This is a genomic window from Edaphobacter lichenicola (assembly GCF_014201315.1).
GTDB classification, from domain to species: Bacteria; Acidobacteriota; Terriglobia; order Terriglobales; family Acidobacteriaceae; genus Edaphobacter; species Edaphobacter lichenicola_B.
Genome location: NZ_JACHDY010000001.1, coordinates 1,299,448 through 1,319,481 on the forward strand (window position 1 = coordinate 1,299,448; position 20,034 = coordinate 1,319,481).

At 58.3% G+C, this 20,034-nt stretch carries 14 protein-coding genes; 5 read left to right on the forward strand and 9 right to left on the reverse strand.

Annotated features, from left to right (window positions below):
- Positions 1-95: 95 nt before the first annotated feature.
- Both HDF09_RS05580 and HDF09_RS05585 read left to right on the forward strand, forming a co-directional pair.
- Positions 96-1,373: a Gfo/Idh/MocA family protein gene (locus tag HDF09_RS05580; RefSeq protein ID WP_183763431.1), complete on the forward strand. Its 1,278-nt coding sequence runs from the start codon at positions 96-98 to the stop codon at positions 1,371-1,373.
- Between the two features lie 198 nt (positions 1,374-1,571).
- Positions 1,572-3,407 carry an adenylyl cyclase gene (locus HDF09_RS05585; RefSeq protein WP_183762627.1) on the forward strand — a complete coding sequence of 612 codons (1,836 nt, stop codon included), beginning with the start codon at positions 1,572-1,574 and terminating at the stop codon, positions 3,405-3,407.
- A 153-nt stretch (positions 3,408-3,560) separates the two neighbouring features.
- Here the strand turns inward: HDF09_RS05585 and HDF09_RS05590 are convergent, their stop codons facing one another.
- A complete protein-coding gene (locus HDF09_RS05590; RefSeq protein WP_183762632.1) occupies positions 3,561-4,616 on the reverse strand; it encodes a HoxN/HupN/NixA family nickel/cobalt transporter in 1,056 nt (351 codons plus the stop codon).
- Positions 4,617-4,718: 102 nt separating this feature from the next.
- On the reverse strand, positions 4,719-5,231 hold the full coding sequence (locus tag HDF09_RS05595; RefSeq protein WP_183762635.1) for a cupin domain-containing protein: 513 nt from the start codon (positions 5,229-5,231) through the stop codon (positions 4,719-4,721).
- A gap of 72 nt (positions 5,232-5,303) precedes the next feature.
- On the opposite strand from HDF09_RS05595, the gene HDF09_RS05600 reads away from it, so the two are divergent.
- Positions 5,304-6,617 carry an NCS2 family permease gene (locus tag HDF09_RS05600; RefSeq protein ID WP_183762638.1) on the forward strand — a complete coding sequence of 438 codons (1,314 nt, stop codon included), beginning with the start codon at positions 5,304-5,306 and terminating at the stop codon, positions 6,615-6,617.
- Between the two features lie 32 nt (positions 6,618-6,649).
- On the opposite strand, the gene HDF09_RS05605 is transcribed toward HDF09_RS05600, so the two are convergent.
- Positions 6,650-9,787, reverse strand: a complete 3,138-nt coding sequence (locus HDF09_RS05605; protein WP_183762641.1) for a sensor histidine kinase — start codon at positions 9,785-9,787, stop codon at positions 6,650-6,652.
- Between the two features lie 7 nt (positions 9,788-9,794).
- A complete protein-coding gene (locus HDF09_RS05610; RefSeq protein WP_221270002.1) occupies positions 9,795-11,003 on the reverse strand; it encodes a LamG domain-containing protein in 1,209 nt (402 codons plus the stop codon).
- A gap of 359 nt (positions 11,004-11,362) precedes the next feature.
- Here HDF09_RS05610 and HDF09_RS05615 point away from each other — a divergent pair, with 359 nt between their 5' ends.
- Complete coding sequence (locus HDF09_RS05615) at positions 11,363-11,827, forward strand: single-stranded DNA-binding protein (RefSeq protein ID WP_183762644.1); 465 nt, start codon at positions 11,363-11,365, stop codon at positions 11,825-11,827.
- Positions 11,828-12,271: 444 nt separating this feature from the next.
- Here the strand turns inward: HDF09_RS05615 and HDF09_RS05620 are convergent, their stop codons facing one another.
- Positions 12,272-14,731: an ADOP family duplicated permease gene (locus HDF09_RS05620; RefSeq protein ID WP_183762647.1), complete on the reverse strand. Its 2,460-nt coding sequence runs from the start codon at positions 14,729-14,731 to the stop codon at positions 12,272-12,274.
- A gap of 123 nt (positions 14,732-14,854) precedes the next feature.
- On the reverse strand, positions 14,855-15,256 hold the full coding sequence (locus HDF09_RS05625; RefSeq protein ID WP_183762650.1) for a YciI family protein: 402 nt from the start codon (positions 15,254-15,256) through the stop codon (positions 14,855-14,857).
- Positions 15,257-16,057: 801 nt separating this feature from the next.
- Here HDF09_RS05625 and HDF09_RS05630 point away from each other — a divergent pair.
- Positions 16,058-16,573, forward strand: coding sequence for a hypothetical protein (locus HDF09_RS05630; RefSeq protein WP_183762653.1), 516 nt, complete (start codon positions 16,058-16,060; stop codon positions 16,571-16,573).
- A gap of 34 nt (positions 16,574-16,607) precedes the next feature.
- Here the strand turns inward: HDF09_RS05630 and HDF09_RS05635 are convergent, their stop codons facing one another.
- The 3 genes from HDF09_RS05635 to HDF09_RS05645 are packed head-to-tail and all read right to left on the reverse strand — an operon-like array spanning position 16,608 to position 19,960.
- Positions 16,608-17,345, reverse strand: a complete 738-nt coding sequence (locus HDF09_RS05635) for a succinate dehydrogenase/fumarate reductase iron-sulfur subunit (protein WP_183762656.1) — start codon at positions 17,343-17,345, stop codon at positions 16,608-16,610.
- Between the two features lie 14 nt (positions 17,346-17,359).
- Positions 17,360-19,174 carry a fumarate reductase/succinate dehydrogenase flavoprotein subunit gene (locus HDF09_RS05640; protein ID WP_183762659.1) on the reverse strand — a complete coding sequence of 605 codons (1,815 nt, stop codon included), beginning with the start codon at positions 19,172-19,174 and terminating at the stop codon, positions 17,360-17,362.
- On the reverse strand, positions 19,175-19,960 hold the full coding sequence (locus tag HDF09_RS05645) for a succinate dehydrogenase (RefSeq protein ID WP_183762662.1): 786 nt from the start codon (positions 19,958-19,960) through the stop codon (positions 19,175-19,177).
- Positions 19,961-20,034 lie beyond the last annotated feature (74 nt).

Below are 20,034 nucleotides of genomic sequence, written 5' to 3' on the forward strand. Positions count from 1 at the left end.
AATTTCATGATGCGAGGACAGGGCACGTGTTGAATCGTCGAAATTTCCTGAAAGCCGCGGGAACAGCAACCGCGGAGACGTTGCTGGGATCAAGGATGTATGCGCTCGCAACAGCTCAGACCAGCCCTGCCGCGCCGGTTGCAGCCAACGATCACATCCAGCTCGCGTTAATCGGGGCCGGCATTCAGGGCCAATTCGACACAAAGGTCGCAGTGCAGGTTCCCGGCGTGAAGCTGGTGGCCGTAGCAGACTGCTACGACGGCAGGCTCGAGCGCAGCAAGGAGCTCTGGGGCAGCGACATCTTTACGACACGCGACTACAAGGAGATCCTGGCCCGCAAGGATATTGACGCCGTCCTCATTGCCACGCCGGACCATTGGCACAAGCAGGCAGCCGTCGACGCCATGAACGCGGGCAAGGATGTCTACTGCGAAAAGCCGATGATCCATCTGTACTCCGATGGACCCGAGATGATCGAGACCGCCCGCAAAACAAACCGCATCATCCAGGTCGGAAGCCAGCGCGTAAGCTCGATCATCTACGCGAAGGCGAAGGAGCTGCTAGCTTCGGGCGCCATCGGCCAGCTCAACATGGTCACAGCACGCTGGGACCGCAACTCCTCCATGGGCGCATGGAACTACACCGTGCCGCTCGACGCATCGACCGAAACCTGCGACTGGCCGCGCTTTCAGGGGACTGCCCCCAAAATTCCCTTCAACGCGGAGCACTTCTTCCAGTGGCGCAAATGGAAGGCCTACAGCAGTGGCGTAGCAGGCGATCTCTTCGTGCACCTCTTCAGCGGCACTCACTTTATCACTGGATCGCATGGCCCCACGCGAGCGATGGCAACTGGAGGCCTGCGCTTCTGGAAGGATGGCCGCGACGTCCCCGACGTGATGCTTGGCCTCTTTGACTACCGCGAAGGATTCAACCTCAGCCTCCGTGTGAACTTCGTCGACGGCGGCGAGGAGAGTGAAGGACTTATCTTTACCGGATCTGAGGGCACAATGGAGATCGCAGGAAGCACAGTCAGCGTAAACCGGGTGCCTCTCCAGAAAGAACCCGGCTACACCATTGGCACCTTTACCGATGCGATGCAAAAACGCATCCTTGAAGACTACCGGCAGAAGTATCCGGTCACGCATCCATCGGGTGGTCCGACAGCCGGATATGAGAAGTATGTTGCTCCCGCTGGATACAGCGACAGCTATGACCACTTCAGTAACTTCTTCTCGACGGTTCGCACGCGGAAGCCGGTTGTGGAAGATGCGGTGTTTGGTTTCCGCGCCGCCGGCGCTGCACTACTGAGCAATCTCAGCATGGAGCGTGGTGAGGTCGTAAAGTGGGACCCGGACGCGATGAAGCTCGTGTGAAATATCTCTGAAAAATCAATTGATCGCGACGCAACTCCCCTGAAAGTCAATCTCTAACTCAAGAATTCTTTGTAAAAAATGCCGGCTTCAAACGTTTTTGTAGGGCGAAAACTGCCAACACTCCTCGATTGACAAGCAACTAAAACGCAGACTATCTTTGCCGGCGCAATCCACCCCATGCGTACCGGAGTTGCCAACGTGAGATACAGAGCAAGCAAATCTATCCCTGCGAAGCCAGCCTTCGCGCGCCTCGTCGGAACACTTCTCTTAGCAGCAGGTGCACTTACCAGTTCGGCCGTCGCTCAGAACACATCAGATCTCGGCCCAAACGTTTACATCTTCGATCCCAGCATGTCGACGAGCCAGATCCAGGCAACAGTCGACTCCATCGCCAGCCAGCAAACAGGCAATCAGTTCGGAACTCAACGCTATGCCCTGTTATTCAAGCCGGGTGTCTACGGCAGCCCTGCTACTCCACTCAACTTCACGGTAGGCTTCTACACCGAGGTGGCCGGATTGGGCGCTTCGCCGGACGATGTCGTCATCAACGGTTCCGTCGATGTTTACAACCAGTGCTTCGGCCCGAACAATTGCATCGCGCTCGACAACTTCTGGCGGTCGCTGTCGAACCTCGCCATCAACGTCAACACGCCTAACTTTGGCTGCTACTCCGGCGAGTTCTGGGCCGTCTCGCAAGCTGCCCCGATGCGCCGCGTCCACATCACCGGCAACAGCACGCTCATGGACTACTGCACTCCCCCCTCGTTTGCGAGCGGAGGCTTCATCGCCGACTCCCAAACCGGCTCCATCGTCAACGGGTCCCAGCAGCAGTTCTACGTGCGCAACAGCAACATCGGCACCTGGTCGAACGGGGTCTGGAATCAGGTCTTCTCCGGTGTCACAGGAGCGCCGGCGCAGAGCTATCCGAATCCTACCTACACGACCCTTCCGAGCACGCCGGTAAGCCGCGAGAAGCCCTTCCTCTACTTCGACAGCAATGGCAAATACAAGGTCTTTGTTCCCACTCTGCAGAAAAACTCGTCCGGTATCAGCTGGTCAAACGGAAGCGCGCCTGGTCAATCCAGGTCGATCAATAACTTCTTCATTGCGAACCCCTCAACCAATGTGGAGGAGATCAACCTCGCGTTGCTCTTTGGCAAGAGCCTAATCCTCACGCCGGGCGTCTATCAGCTCAGAGACACCATCCGCGTCCTGTATCCCAACACTGTCGTATTAGGCCTCGGCTTCGCCACGCTTGTCCCGCAGACCGGCAGGCCAGCTCTAACCGTCACGGATGTAGACGGCGTGCGGATCGCAGGGCTTATCGTGGATGCCGGCCCGATCAACTCCGACGCGCTCGTCCAACTCGGCAGCTCGAGACTGAGGAGCCTGGACAACCGTTTCGGGATTAACCTCTTCCGGGATCACTCCTCGAATCCATCCTCCTTGAGCGACGTCTTCTTCCGCATCGGCGGAGCCGCCACTGGAAGCGCCACCACGAGCCTCGAAATCAACAGCAACGACGTCCTGCTCGATGACATCTGGGCATGGCGCGCAGACCACGGCACCGGAGTCGGTTGGATAGTAAACACCGCAGACCATGGCCTGGTCGTCAACGGCGACAACGTAACCGCAACCGGCCTCTTCGTGGAGCACTACCAGAAGGAGCAGGTACTGTGGAACGGCAATGGCGGCGAGACCATCTTCTACCAGAGTGAACTGCCCTACGATCCGCCGAGCCAGAGCGCATGGACCGACGGAACCGCCAATGGCTATCCATCGTACGTCGTCTCCAACTGGGCCACGACGCATCAGGCATACGGTTTGGGCATCTACTCTTTCTTCAATCAAGGGATCAACATCATCGAAGACAACGCGATGACAGTTCCCAACGCAAGCGGAGTAGCTATTCACGACGTCGGCACAGTCTGGCTCAATGGCAGCGGGCAGATCACCCACGTCATCAACGGGCAAGGCGCAACGGTGAACAGTAGCAACGCGGATACGCTGAGCCCTGTCGTGCTCTACCCGTAAGCACCGAGCATTTCAGAAACAGATTGCATCGATCATCACTGAGGGGCAGCAGACGTCGAGGGGCAGCAGACGTCATGCTGTCCCTCAACTGCTTTGTCCCATCGCATCACTCAAAGAATCACGAGTTACAGCTCACGCAATCACAAGGCACAATCACGTGCTCACCTCCAACTCGTCGAACCTGCGCCACTTGTAAAACCAGATCGAGACGATCCAGCTCAAGGCAAAGAGTCCAATGATGACGTAGCCCAGCGTGCCAAAGTTTTCATTGAGAGTTCCAACCCAGGACCAGAACGTCCCGTGAAAGTGAAACTGGTCGACCATCAACCCCAGGGCTTCGATCCCCCCCACCATCACCGCGACGATAACCGAGATCAGAGTGATCGTCATGTTGTAGTAGATCTTGCGAATCGGCTTCACAAAGGCCCAACCGTATGCGCCCAGCATCAAAACGTTGTCCGTCGTATCGATCAGAGACATGCCTGCCGCAAACAGCGCAGGAAACACCAGAACCGACCAAAGCGACAATCCCCTTGCAGCCTCGGAGGCCGAGAGGCCAACCAGTCCAATCTCCGTCGCCGTATCGAACCCAAGGCCAAACAGGATGCCGAGCGGGTACATGTGCCAGCTGTGCCGGATCAACGCGAACATCGGTCGAAAAAGACGAGACAGAAATCCGCGGCTGCCCAGCAGCAGATCGAAGTCTTCCTCAACATACCGCTCTCCTCGACGAACCCGCCGGAAAGCGAGATATACCGACCGCAGAACCGCCATGTTCACGATCGCGATCCCAAAGAGAAACAGCGTCGAGACGAGCGTCCCAACTACTCCGCCGATGTGTCTCGCTGCATCCAGTCGATGTTGCAGCGACAGTGCCGTTGCCGAGATAGCAATAGACCCCAGCACCACAATCGTCGAGTGGCCGAGCGAGAACATGAATCCCACCGCAACCGGCCGTTTGCCCTCCTGCATCAACTTCCGCGTTACGTTGTCGATCGCTGCAATATGATCGGCGTCGACCGCATGCCGCAGGCCGAAGCTGTAAGCCAGAAACGCAGTCCCCAGCAACACGGGATAGTGTCGAAACGCAAGAAACGCCCACATCCATGCGGAAACATTCATCAGGAGCAAAAGGCTGTAGATAGCGAGGACCTTGCGCCTGGTATTGGCCGCAATATGGTCAAGCACGCCGCTAAGCAAATCTTTCATCCAATCCTTACCAAACAATACGAATCACAGTACAACATCAGATCGAACAGCGTCTCATCTGCCGCAGAAAACATCTCCACATTATCGAAGAGCACACGCGCCTCATCGAACAGCTCTGGTCAACGCCGTAATCACCTCAACAAACTCGGGCCACGCTTCACATAGCTCCTTTCGTTCGCCGGCATCATAGTCCTCAAACTCAAACCCAGGGCTCACCGTACATCCCAGCAGCGCCCATCGCCCTCCCTCGACCAGACGCGAGCCCTGCCACACGCCCCGTTCCACCACCACCTGCGGCCTCTGGCCTCTCAGCAGATCGCTCCCAATCACCACCATCCGGCCCTTCCCCTTCTCGACCAACTGCAGCATCTCCACCGCATCCCCAGCATAAAAATGAAACACCTCATCCGACTTCAGCCGGTGCATCTCGCTGAACGTCTCCGGCTCCAACAGATAATAGATCGCAGTCGCAGTCCGTCGCGCTCCCGCATACCTCTTGTCCTCAAATATCTCGGCATCCACCTTCTCCGCAGCCTCGTAGGTCCTCACATACCATCCACCCTCGCGCGGATGCGGTTGCAACCCAAGTAATTTCTTCACGTCCTCTGCTGTCATCAAAGCCCTCTCACGCTATGCTTGTACTACTCCATCCATTCTAGTTTCCCGTCTCACAGGAGCCCTGACCTGATGCCCATCCGCACTCGCCTGGAGCACTACTTCGGCTTCTCAGCACACGCGACAAACTGGCGAACAGAGATTCTTGCTGGTCTTACGACCTTCATCACGATGGCTTACATCATCTTCGTGAACCCTTCCCTTCTCAGCAAAACGGGAATGCCCCTCGCCGCCATCACGACGGCTACCTGCCTCTGCGCGGCCATCGGCAGCATCCTCATGGGAAGCATCGCCAACTACCCTCTCGCCCTCGCACCCGGCATGGGCCTCAACGCCTACTTCACCTACACCGTCGTGCTCGGCATGGGAGTTCCCTGGCAAACGGCACTTGGCGCCGTCTTCCTCTCCGGCATCATCTTCCTCGCCCTCACCTTTAGCGGCATTCGTCAACGCCTCGTCGCCGCCATCCCTCATCAGCTGCACGCCGCCGTCGGCGGAGGCATCGGCCTCTACATCGCCTTCATCGGGTTTCGCAACGCCGGCATCATCGTCCCTAGCGCTGCCACCACGGTCACCCTCGGAAACCTCCGCGCGCCCGGCACCGCCCTGGCAATCTTCGGCCTCCTACTCATCGCAATCCTGCAAGTCCTCCGCGTGCGAGCCTCCATGCTCCTCGGCGTTCTCACCACCACGTTCCTCGGCATCCTCTGCCATCAGGTCCACTGGGAGCCCGCGCACTACGACCTCTCCGCCATCAAAGCCACAGCCTTCCACCTCGACATCCTCGGCGCGCTCCACATCGGAGCCTTCGAGATCATCTTCGTCTTCCTCTTCGTCGACCTCTTCGACAACATCGGCACCCTCGTCGCCGTCACCCAGCGCGCCGGCCTCATCGCCCCCGACCACACCATCCCGCGCCTCAACCGCATCTTCCTCGCCGATGCCAGCTCCACCATCCTCGGCTCCCTCGCCGGCACCAGCACCGTCACCAGCTACATCGAGTCCTCCGCCGGAGTCGCAGCAGGAGGCCGCACCGGCGTCACCGCCATCGTCACCGGCATCCTCTTCTTCCTCTCGCTCTTTCTCGCTCCTCTCATCGGAGCCATCCCCACCTTCGCCACCGCGCCCGCGCTCATCCTGGTCGGCGGCCTCATGCTTACCGGCCTCGGCGAGATCGAGTGGGACGACCCGCAGATCGGCATCCCCGCCTTCCTCACCGTCGCCACCATCCCACTCACCTGGTCCATCGCCGACGGCCTCAGCTTCGGCCTCACCAGCTACGCACTCCTTCAACTGCTCACCGGCCGCGCCCGCCGTCAGGACTGGATGCTCTATCTCCTCGCCACCCTCTTCCTGCTCCGCTTTATCTTTCTCGTCCGCAAATAACCCACGCCTCCAGGAAGCTCACAGCCAGAACCTCACAACCCCTTGTCTCTGGCTCCACTCCTGCGAAAGAATCGCGACAAAAGCTGAGGAGAAGCTGATTCATAGATGAGCGAGCCGGAGACGTACAGCTCTACCTCCGTTCCGGCACCAGCCTCACTCCAAACCGCCAGATGTGCGCCAATCCGTTTGGCCCGCTCTCGCATGCCGGGCAACCCCCAATGCCCCGCGCGCTCCCCTTCCTCGAGGACCTTCCGGTCGATTCCCTTTCCATCGTCGCGGATTCGCACGCGCAGCAGCCTCTTCCCATACGTAATCTCCGCTTCGATCTTCTGCGCTTCACTGTGCTTGAAGGAGTTTCGCAGCGCCTCTCGAACGATGTGGTAAACATCGTCCCGGAAGATCGGATCCAGCGGCTTCGCGGTCCCTTCCTCGACGACAGAGAACCCAGGCCTCGCTCCCTCTTCGATCTTGGCCCCAAGCTCTTCTCCCAGCGCGGTGATCATGTGAGCGAGATCGTCGTCGATCAGCGTAGAGGATCGTATGTCGTAGATTGCGTTCCGCCCCTCCACCATCGCCTCGTCCGCGCTCTGCAGAGCGGTGTCAAGACTCTTCTCCGCCTTGGAAGGATCTCTTGGAATCAGATCCCGGGCCGTCTGAAAATGAAGAATCAATCCCTGAAAGCTCTGCAGCAGCGTGTCGTGCAGCTCGCGAGCGATTCGCGTTCGCTCAGAAAGCCGCTCGATAAACTGCAGATCCATCCGCGACGTGACCTGGCCGACATGCCACTGATAGACAACCCATGCCAGAACCCCAACCGCCGCCGCACACAGCAACAGAAACCAGTTCGTCTGGTAGAAAGTCGGAACCACCGTCAGATTCAACGACGGCCCATCCATATTCCAGACTCCATCGCAGTTTTCGGCGATGACGCGGAACGTGTAAGACCCTGGGTCGAGGTTTGTGTAGATGGCCTCCCGCACTCCAACCGGCTCACTCCAGCCTCGATCGAATCCATCAAGGCGATACTTGTATCGAATTCGTTCCGGCAGTGAAAGATTCACACCGGAAAAGCCGAACGTGATCCGCTGGCTGACAGATGGAACCCGAACAGCTGTCTTTATATCGATAAGATCTCCATCGACAGAAACGGCATCGATCTTCGCCAGAACCGGCGCAGCACCCCGCACAGCTCGAATCGGATCGACGACCGAAAGTCCGTGGTTCATGGAAAACCAGATCCGTCCCAGCGGATCTTCGACAACCGATTGCTGCCTCTTGACCCCCTCGACTCCACTCAGGCCATCGCTCGTCCCATACTCTCTTACATCTTCCTCCGCGATCGCGCCGCTCAGCAGCCTGTCGCGCCTCACTCGTAAAACATGATTGGACGTCGCAACCCAAAGCCAGCCATTGGTGTCCTCCGCAACTCCGAAGATCTGCTCGTGCAGCGACTCCGGCACATTACGAGGAATATGGATCGTGCCGGCGTTGAAATACGCGAGACCCGACGTCGTCCCGACCCACAGCACGTGGCTTGAATCCTCAAGCAGGCAATCGATATCGGGCGAAGGCAGCCCATCGGTCTCTGTATAGGTTCGCAACTGGCCGTGTAACAGCTGCGTCAAACCAACCGGCGTTGCGAACCACATGCTTCCGTCGGCGCCCTCCGCCATCGCTGTCACAGTATTCGACGGCATCCCGTTCGCCATCGTGTAGGAGGTAAACTTACCGTCCCGCAGCTCACTCACCCCGCCGCTGAGAGTCCCAGCCCATACAGATCCGTCGCGATTCTGATGAACCGCATACACACTGTCCTGAAGCAGCCCGTCCGCATGCGTGTAGGTCTTTGTCTCGAAGCCGCCCCTGGCAACCCGCAGCCGTGTGAGTCCGCCCCGTTGTCTGCCCGCCCATAACTCATCGTGGCTTCCCGTGATGGAGTACACCACATCTCTATCCAGGCCTCCCGCGGTCACGCTCTCGATCTTGCCGTCTTTCAGCCAATGCAATCCGCCGTTGAAAGGGGCGAACCACGTGCGTCCTCCCGCATCGATATAGACCGGACCGCCGCTCGTCGATCGCAGCTCCTCGTCAACCGCATAGCTCACAAAAGTGCTGTCGCGAAGCCTTTCAATACCTCGCGGCGTTCCCAGCCATATATCCCCTTCTCTATCCTCAAAGACAGAGTTCACCGCCAGATCGGAGGCCACCGTACCGTCGTCATCGAAAGAGACGCCGCCGGCGTTGGACCGAAGCAGTCCATGAGATGTGCCGATCCAGAGGTTTCCATCCCTGTCACGAATCGCCGAGAGCGCCGACACCTTCGAAAGCTCCGAGGGCACTCCTTCGCGAGTGATCCTGGACCCCGTCCAGCGCAGAACACCTTTGTCAGTTCCAATCCACAGCTCGCCGTTCGCCATCGGAAGCAGGCAGTTGATCCTGCCCTCCACTGCCTGGGCTACGTCATGAACCTGCCCGTCTTTCAGATAGAAGAGACCTCTATCGGGCGTACCCAGCCAGATGATGCCATCGCTGGTCTCCGCGATGGCCGCCACCGAAGTATTCGGTTTGGCAAATCGATGAGTCGCCACGCCCGTCGCCCAGCTCAACCGGCTGGAGAGTTCATCGTTCATCACCGCCGCCTGGGGAGAATCGGATCTCCCCGGCGTCGACGGCGCGGTCAGCACATCGAACTTGCCGGCCTGGTACCCAAGCGGACCCAGGGCCAGCGACGAGAGAAGCGCCGAGCCATCCCTGCGCCGCCCGATCGATGTAATTCCAACCGCTGCCTGACTGTGCCCGGGGTCGAACTTCCCATCGCGATATCGCAGGATCGTAGTATTCGCCAGAAGGATCCAAAGATTCGATTGCGAGTCGGCAATCAGCTCCTGAACAGGGCCGATCGGAAGCGCCGTCGGAGTCTGCTGCTGGAAGACCTGAAAGCTCAGCCCGTCGAAGCGAACCAGGCCCTTCTCCGTCCCGATCCACAGATAGCCATTTGGCCCCTGGGCGATCGAGGTCACGGCCCCCCCGGTGAACCCTCGCTCAAGTCCCCAGCTCTCCCGCATGTACTGCGAGATAGCCCGGTTCGGATCGACAGCATAAACCGTCCGGGCGAAGCACATCGCAACAAACACGGCCACCAATTTTCCGACAAGCCGATGAACTCTCATAACTCCATCACGGAAGATACTCGAACTTCTCCAGAACAACTTCGCTGTCTTTCTGCATCGGGTACTTGTCGCTCGCAACCACGTAGAACAACAACTGCATCTTCTCGTGGCCAGGCGACGGCACCCCGGAGGTAAAGACATGCTCCGCGACAACGGGAGCGCCCTTGTGAATCGAGTCTCCGCGCACCGTAACAAACTTCACGCGCCCGGGCTCCCAATGGAACGAGTGAGTCAGCTTCCCCGCAGGCTCGACGAACGGAGCCACATTGCCCGGAACATAAAAAGGCTGAATGCCAAACTGCGCATTGTCCTTACTGGAGCCATCGCCCCACTGACTCATCTCGACATCCACCTCTCGGTAGTTCTGCTCTCCTCCAAAATCGTCGAAGGTATTCAAACTCAGTACCGAGGCCGGTTCCAGATGAGATGTATCCCGCACCGTAAAGAGGTACGTTCCATATCCCAGGCTTCGCGTCATCTCTACCTCCGCACAGGACCACTTATTCCCTTTTTTCCTGATGCGAAGATGCAGCGCCCCTTCCGGATCGACCCACGCGTTATCGCCTTCGTAGGGAAGATTCAACCCTCCGCGATCCGACGCAATCGTCCGTACTCCCCAGTCATAACCACTGAATTTGATCGGCACCGTAGGTGCAATCTGAGGCTTGCCCACGCCATCCACAATCGCCAGCGCCGCCACCGAACCGCCGGCCGACGGCGCCACATCCATCGTCGGAGGTGGTTGATATCCCGGATCCACCAGCATCGCGGCATACTTGAACCCGAGATGACTTGTCGCGCTCCAGGTCGAGTCCGCCTGGATGGGAATAAAGGGCTGATCTGGCCACGGCTGAACCCACCACGGCCCGCTCATCGCATAGATAACGATCCGTTGGCCAGGCCGCGCCCCACTGACACGTCCCGAGATCGTATCCACCCGCTCGCGGCCTCCCTGTGCAGCCGGAGGAATCTTCGTAAATTCAATGGTCGGACTGGCTACGTCCTGCCGGGAGCGGCACCCAGCCAGCAAAAGCAGAGACACGGTAAGACAAACCGCATAGCCCATCGAAACCGACGAAACCGCACTCCGCATCAAGCCAGGCCGATAGCCCGACAGACACCGGACGAAAAAGCCATCACTGAAAGCGGTCGCATAATGTTGGCCCACAGAAACCCCCGGGAGTTGTTCAGTCTTCTTAGTTGAGATAGCAATCATAGTCCATCCAGCTATCCTTACCGCTATCCCCTACACGCAGCCAGTGCGATCTTCGCGCATCCAACCCAGCACAGCGAACGCCCCAACCTCATCGTTCTTCCCGGCGCAAAAACAGCCTCCGCAACAGGGCATTTCGGACCATCGAAAGCCCCGGCTCGCATGGTGTAAGATATGGTCTTCCGCCCACGTAGATGCGGTTGGATCGTTGCACCAGAGATCCACAGCTTCGATACGAAGCGGATGCAGTTTATGGATCAAAGTGCCCTCGGGCGGCGTTCCACGAGGGGACGTACCCTGAAGCTCCGACAACACCACCCTGGGCAGCCACCTCACTTTTGTAAAACACCGGAGTTCTTCACATGGCAAAAGGCGTCAACAAAGTCTTCCTCCTCGGCAACGTCGGCAAAGACCCCGAGATCCGCGCCACAGCCGGCGGCATGACCGTCGCAAGCTTCTCTCTCGCCACCGCCGACCGGCAAAAAGACGCCCAGGGCAACTGGGCCGACAAGACCGAGTGGCACAATATCGTCTGCTTTCAGCGCACCGCAGAGGTCGTCCGCGACTACGTCAAAAAAGGCTCGCAGCTCTACATCGAAGGCAAGATCCAGACCCGCTCCTGGGACGATAAGACCAGCGGCGAGAAGAAGTATAAGACCGAGATCCTCTGCAACGAGCTCACCCTCCTCGGCGGTAAACCCGCCGGCGAAGGCGCCTCCACCGGCGGCTACTCCAAGTCCAACACCGCCAGCTACGATCAGCGCACCCCCTCCAGCCAGCCCGACTACGCCGACGTAGGCATCACCGACGACGACATCCCCTTCTAGAATTGGGCCTTGCCTTTCGTGCCGAGTTACTCCGATACAACGGCTTGTAAGCGGGGGAGGAGGGGGCTGCAAGCCCCTTTCTCCACCCAGCCTTACGGTCTCTACTGTCTGTATGGTCACTAACGCACGGACGTCTCAGGCCGATTAACCGACTTTTCGTCCAAGTGGAAAGTCCTCACAGGAAATCAGTGAACACTAGGGCGTTTATGAGGACTAATCCTCGATAAGGAGCCCTATTCTGGGTCAATGAGCGAGGTGGCGTGTTTTCGTCGGTTGAGAACCAGTTCCTCCCAGAGATACCAACCTTTCGATGCAAACCCGGACCAAACGACCGACTGGCACTTGGCTGAAAGCAACAGATTCTGTGAGATTTTCGACGAATTGCTCTCTACTCAGAAAATGTTTGAAGTGATTCCGTCTAACCACGCTGTCGAAATGAGCGAGTTACTCGGAACGTAGCGCTTCCACGGCGTTCACTCTTGCGGCGCGCGCAGCGGGCACCGCTGAAGCAATTACGGCCGCACCCAGAATGACCACAGCGGAACCGACAAACGCAAGTGGGCCCGGCTGATGGATATCCGTTACGTATTTGGCGATTGTGCGTGAGAGCGCAAACCCTACCACTACACCCGCGCCCACTCCGATGCTGGCCATCGTCACGCCCTCTACCAGAACAATGGTGAGAATGCTACGCGGCAGAGCGCCCAGGGCCATGCGGATTCCAAACTCGCGCGTACGCCAGCTCACAGAGAAAGCAAGAACGCCCGCCACGCCCACCACGGAGATTAAGAGTGCAACGGCGGCGAATCCGCCAAACACAATCGCGTTGAGGCGGTCGGGCGTCAGCACCTCCGCGCGAACGTCTCCGAGCGTGCTGGCCTTTTCCACGGGCTGGTCTGCGGACAGCTCGTGAATGGTTTGGGAGATGGCCGGGACCAGAGCGTACGCATCCTGATGTGCGCGTACGAACAGGCGGCCGTTCCATCCTTGCTCTTGTTCGGTCGGCTCATAGATCGTCATGGCCGGGGAAGGGATGATATTTTCATCATCGAAGTCGGGTACCACGGCAATGATTCGCCTTGGCTCGGCGCTGATGCCGACAAACTTTATGACCCCGTCCGTCCACCACAGTGTATGGTTCACCGCGTCCTGTCCTGGATAGAGCATCTTCGCAATACTCTGACTGATGATGACGACGCGTTCGGAGCCGTCTTTGTCGCTGGCGTTGAGGTCGCGGCCTTCTTGAATCGGCACACCGAACGTGTCGAAGAATCCTGGCGATATCACCCGGAACTTTCCGCGGAAATCCTGACCATCCGCCCGTCTCGCGCCCTGCGCGGCAAATTGAAAGCTGATGTTCAGGCCCCTATCGTCACGCCAGGGAGCGCTGAACCCGGAGGACACGTGTTCCACTCCCGGCAGCGCGCTGATCCGGCGTTGCACCTCACGATAGAACTCATCGACCTGCTGGGGCGACCGCCCATACGACATCAGCGGAAGATTGAGTGCCAAAACGTTGGCCGAGTCGAACGGCGGCCGCGTCTGCTCCAGTACAAACAGAGTCTTCATCAGCACACACGCTCCGGCAAGCAGGAGGAATGAGGCTGCGATCTGCGTAACAGCAAAGATGCGGAGACGCCGGCTGCTCCCTCCGGCCACACGTGTTCCCCGGCCGGTAAGCCCGCCTTGCGGCGCGTTTGCCGAGGGCAGCCGCGGAATGAATGCCAGGAAGACGGCCGCGATCAACGCCAGCCCAATCCCAAACCACACCATACTGAAATCGAGCGTGAGGTCGTTGGCGCGCACTGAGAAGCGCGATGCGTAACGACCCAGCACGGCCACCATCGGTATGGCGAGGCCCACTGCCGCCACTGCCCCGCTTCCGCATAGCACGAGGCTCTCAGCTAATAGAGAACGGCGCAGCACCGCAGTGCTTGCGCCCAGCGCGGAGCGTATCGCCAACTCCGGTTCGCGGCGCACCGTTCGCGCCAGCACCAGATTGGCAACGTTCGAGCTCGCAATCACGAAGAGCAGGGCCGCAGCCGCGAACAATATCCACAAGATCGTATTGGCGCGCGAGTTGATCTGCTCATGCATGCGCGTTACGTCGATCTTGAAATGCTCCTCCGGTTTGTAAACCTCCGGGTGTGCCGCCACCATGGCGCCGTATACGCTGCGCAGCTCCGCCCGCGCGTTGTCGACACTTGCGCCGGGAGCCAACCGCGCGAAGACTTCCGTCATGCGATGCTCGCGCCCCGTCACCATTGTGGCGGAAAGATGATGCGGGCTGGTGACGATATTGGCGATGATCTCTGTTGCCACCGGATAGGGAACGGATGGTTCCAGAACACCAACCACGGTCGCAGGGCGCGCGCCGGTGGGGCCCTCCAGCCGCACCGGCTTTCCAATCACGCTGGGATCGGAGTGTAGCGATGTCCTCCAGAAGTGATAGGTCAGCACCACGGCTCCGGCGGCATTCGGACCGTCATCGGATGGAGTCAGCAGGCGTCCGAGCACCGGGCGAAGGCCCATCACCTCGAAGTAGTGTCCATCCACCACGCCCGCTGGAATCTCGCGTGGCGTGCCCAGACCCACGACCGTAAAATCCAGCTCTGAAAATGTGCCCAGTTCCTTGATGGACTTCAGCCCGCTACCAATGTCCTGAATCTCGGGGACCGAAAACGCTGCGTTGTCCTGGCCGATGCCGGGGGCGCTCTGGCGCAGATAAAGCAACTGATCTTCGTCGCGATTTGCCAGCGGACGCAGCAGCACGGCACGCACCACGCTGAAGATTGCGGCATTGGCTCCGATGCCCAATGCCAACGTAAGGGCGACTGTAATCCACAGCGCAGGCACTCGCGCCAGGGAACGCACGGCAATTCTCAAATCGCGAAAGAACGACATATCAAATCTCCATTCAGGTGATTTCCTCTGCCCGCATACAAACCAGGGTCAAGCCAGCTGAAAAACATGAGAGCCGCCAGGCCAGCCCCTGCCATGATCCTGATCATTCTTTCCCTCGTGGCCTCATCGCGAGGTATCCTTTCGCCGTCGTTGCTCACTTGCCTTCATGATTTCGTTCATCTCCCCCGCTGGCCGAATCTCGAAGATGTTGCCATACGTCATCGCGGGATGCTGCTCCATGAGCTGTACAGCATGATTCATGTCCCGCGCTTCAAGGACGAGAATGCCACCGAGTTGTTCCTTGGTCTCCGCATAGGGACCGTCGGTAGTTGCCACTTTGCCGTTTTTCCAATACAGGGTCAGGGCAGTTTCCTGAGACTGAAGCGCTTCTCCACCAGCCCAGTGCCCGTTGGCGCGAAGATGGTCGTCGTATTCAAAGCATGTGTCGAACATGGCGTTTCGCTCGCCCTCAGCCATGCCATCAAATTTGTCTTTATCGTAGTATCCCAGACAGACGTATTTCATTGTTCTTCTCCTCCTGTTAGGGACCAGCAGCGAATCTTGCGCGCCGGCTTGTTCAACCTATAGTCGCCGGGCACAGGGAAAATCGACAGCAGAGCCAATTTTTTATTGCAGCCCCTCAGCCGCCCTGCGAGGAACCGACGCTCTGGCTCGGACCGAACCAGGCCAACGCCTTCCCTTACGAATCACGCGCCTCCGCAAGCCTGCCCAGCCTGCGGCACAAGTCCGCCCGGGCGGAGTGCCGGTGGTATTTACCGATCGATGGGAGGAGAGGTAGCAAGGCGACCATCACAACGCCGATGTGGCGCGCGAGTTCGGTTTGCCGACCATCCGGGAGTTAGGTGACGAGCACGGCGTTTACCAGGACTGATCACCGAGCTGTGGAGCCGCAAAGCCCGCCGGCGAGGCTCTAATCAAGTCTGGACTACGCTTAGGGAAAGAAGCATAATGTCGTGGTCAAGAAGGCAGGCGCGATGACCCCGTTGAAATCCCGTGTCCTTCAGATGGCGGACGACTGAATCAATTCTTCGCAGAGGAATTGGAACAATTAGGGTTGCTGATCACCGCCAAAGGCTCATTTGCAGGCGCGACGTTGAGGGTTTTCAGGACGATAAGCAGTAAACGAAGCGGCAGCCGACTATCGTGTACCGCTGGTGCCCAGCGTGGTTGCGTTTGATGCGGGGGTTTGATCCAGGCGCAGCTGACTTTCAATCTGCCGTTGGTGAAATTGCCGGACAGGAAAAATAAGGCTCGGTTCGCAACATTCACGGCGCCAGAGAAAATTAAACATGGAGGGAAAGAGCCATGGAATATAAGGTTAAGCGCATTTCGACAGCTGGGATTGCTGAGGCTATCTCGAAGGCTGAACTCTATCGCTCGCTCAACGAACCGGAAGAGGCAGAGTCGATCTGTCGCGATATCTTGACCATCGAACCACAGCATCAGCCCGCATTGCGTTTACTTGGTCTCGCCCTTACAGATCAGTTCACCGGCAGTGGGTCTGATCGTTACCGCGAAACCGAAGAGATCTTCCGGCAACTCAAGGATTCGTACGAGCGCCTCTACTACACTGGGATTCTGCACGAGCGACGCGCAAAAGCCCAGCTCAACGCTGGACAACTACCTCGCTCATTGGTGGCGCTTTTCGACCATGCTCTGCACCATTTTGCAGAGGCTGAGAAAATCCGCCCGACAGGGAACGACGATGCCATCCTTCGCTGGAATCGCTGCGTGCGGCTGCTTCAAAATCCAGCCTATGAATGGGGAGAATTGGAACAGGAATTGGTTCCCTTTGATGTCCAGGACGCCCGGCCGAGATAGCAAATCTCCCCGATATTGGGAGAAATGAGTTTAGTTAGAGGATGCGGAACAGCCGCTTCAGAGGATCGAAGTAACGGTCTACCACGCGCTCTTTGAGCGGGATAATCGCGTTCTCTGTAATCGTGATCGACTCGGGGCAGACCTGCCGGCAACAAGTCGTGATGTTGCAGTAACCGATGTTGTGCTTGTGCCTCAAATCGCTGACCCGGTCTTCGGTGTCAAGCGGATGCATTTCGAGTGCGGCAGCATAGACGAGCAGACGCGGACCGATAAATTCGTCGTACTTGTGGTGTTCCCGCAGAACGTGGCACACGTCCTGGCAGAGAAAACACTCGATGCACTTGCGAAACTCCTGCACGCGCTCGACGTCGGCCTGCTGGATGCGCCATGTTCCATCGGCCGCGTCGGGTGGGCGGGGCTTGAATTGCTTGATCGACTTCTTGGCCTGGAAATTCCACGAAACATCCGTGACCAGATCGCGTATGACCGGAAACGCGTGCATTGGCTCCACGATGACCGGCATACTCAGGTCGATGGCACTTAGCCGGGTCATGCACATGAGGCTGGGCATGCCGTTGATTTCGGCAGAGCACGATCCACACTTGCCAGCCTTGCAGTTCCATCTCACCGCCAAGTCGGGTGCTTGCTGCGCCTGGATGCGGTGCACCGCGTCTAGAACAACCATCCCCTCCTCCACGGGTGTTGTGTAATCCTGGAATGCGCCGCCCGCGCGGTCTCCGCGCCAGATGCGAAATGTCGCTGGTGTGGCCATCTCTTTCGCTCCCGCTACTTCATCTCTTCAATCACTTTCTTCAACTCATCCGGCATCGGCGTAAGTGCGCGCTTCTCGACTTGCATCTCACCGTCTGCACTTCGACTGATGATGATGTTGTACTTTCCCCACTCCGAGTCCTTGTTGGGGAAGTCTTCGCGGAACTGCGCGCCGCGGCTTTCTTTTCGCAGCAGCGCAGCACGTGTAATTGCTTCAGACACGATCATCATGTTGCCGATATCGATCGTCGTATGCCAGCCGTTGTTGTACTCGCGATTGCCTGCTATGCCTGTTCGCTCTGCTCGCGCGCTTAGTTGCCCGATCGCCTCGAGCGCCTGTTGCATTTCACTCTCGACTCGCACGATCCCGACGAGGTCCTGCATCGTTTCCTGCAGATCGTATTGAATCTGGTACGGATTCTCGCCGGCAGGGCCACGGTCAAAGGGAGCGAGGGCCGCTGTTGCGGTGGTCTGAAGCTCCTCTTCGTCGATCGTTACTGGGCCGTTGGCATTGGCGAATTCTGCGGCAAAGCGCCCCGCACGCTTTCCGAATACAACTAGATCAGACAGCGAATTTCCGCCCAGCCGATTGGCGCCATGCAATCCTGCTGCCGCCTCCCCAGCGGCGAAAAGCCCGGGCACATTGGACATCTGCGAATCGCCATCGACACGAATTCCGCCCATCATGTAGTGAGTCGTTGGACCGACTTCCATCGGCTCTTTCGTGATGTCGAGATCCGCAAGCTGCTTGAATTGGTGATACATGCTGGGGAGCTTGCGCTTGATATGCTCCTCTGACTTCGGCATGCGCTCCTTGATCCAGGAAATATCGAGGTAGACACCGCCGTGCGGCGAGCCCCTACCTGCCTTGACTTCCCGATTGATGCACCGCGCAACATGATCCCTGGTGAGCAGCTCAGGCGGACGGCGCGCATTCTTATCGCCTTGCGTATACCGCCAGCCTTCTTCCTCAGAGTCCGCAGTCTGCTCCTTATACAGGTCAGGGATGTCGTCGAACATGAATCGGCGGCCTTCGCTATTGCGCAAGACGCCGCCTTCGCCGCGGACACCTTCGGTTACGAGAATGCCGCTCACGCTGATCGGCCAGACCATGCCAGTGGGGTGAAACTGAACGAATTCCATGTCCTGGAGTTCGGCTCCGGCACGATACGCCAATGCAAGGCCGTCGCCTGTATATTCCCAACTGTTGCTGGTCACCTTGAAGGCACGCCCGATTCCGCCGGTGGCCAGCACCACTGCCTTCGCCTCCCACAACTGGAAGCGGCCCTTCTCGCGGTCGTATCCGCAAGCTCCTGCAATGCGATCTCCGTCCATCAGCAGGCTGAGTACCGTGCACTCCATGTGGACTTCCATCCCAGTATGGATGCCGTGGTCCTGGAGTGTGCGTATCATCTCCAGGCCGGTGCGGTCGCCGACGTGGGCCAGCCGGGGGTATCGGTGTCCGCCGAAGTTTCGTTGAAGAATCTTGCCGTCCGTCGTGCGATCGAAAAGCGCGCCCCATGCCTCGAGTTCGCACACGCATTCCGGAGCTTCTTTAGCGTGGAGTTCGGCCATGCGCCAGTTGTTCAGGTACTGACCGCCACGCATCGTATCGGCGAAATGAACCCGCCAGTTATCGCGATCGTCGACATTGCCCAGTGCTGCCGCGATGCCTCCTTCGGCCATTACGGTGTGCGCTTTGCCGAGTAGTGATTTGCAAACCACGCCCACCTTCGCACCCGCGGCTCCAGCTTCGATAGCGGCGCGCAGGCCTGCTCCACCAGCTCCAATCACGAGTACGTCGTAGGAGAACCGCTGGAATTCCGGCATCTAGAGAATTCTCCAGTCATGCCAGATACCCATTGAACAGAGACGGACGTAAATATCGGAAAAAGCAACCCAAAGAAGGCTCGCCCATGCCCACTTCTTGTGCCCCGCGTTCAGTCGGCTCACGAAGTTGTAGATCTTGTGCCGAACGGGGTGATCCGAGATCTGGTCAAATGTTCCGCCGATCAGGTGTCGGAATGCATGACACCCGAATACGTATCCGGCCAGGAGCACGACATTCACGACCAGAACGAGGCTCCCAATACCGATTCCAAATCCCTCAGGAAAAAAGAAAGACCTCAACGCGTCGTAGACCAGAAAGCCCCAGACAACGTACGAGAGCCTCAGAAAGTAGCGATGAAAATTCTGCATAATCAGCGGAAAGGTTCTTTCCCCCAAATAACTCTTCCGGGGCTCACTCACCGCACATGCCGGAGGATCGGCCCAGAACGATTTGTAATACGCGCCGCGGTAGTAGTAGCAGGTCAAACGGAACAGGCCTGGAATCCAGAGAATGAACAGCGCCGGAGAAAATGGCAGAAAGTTCGGATACCATCTCGGTTTCGGGCCAAACAAGGCGTGTGGGGAGCTGCCGAAAAGCTCGGGTGAATAAAACGGTGAGATATACGGACCATAGGTGTAATGGCTGTTCTGGAACGCCGCCCAGTTGGCATAGATGAGAAACGCGCTGAAACCTAGGAGGATTGCCGTTGGAGAAAGCCACCAGGCGTCGCGCCGCGACGTTTGGCCAAACTTGCCGTCTTTCCAGACAATGTCGGGAGCTGACAAAAGTCCCTCCACGGCGGGGGCATTCGCAGACTGCGCCCTTCCCGCCCCGATGGCATCGGATTGTATAGCAAGAA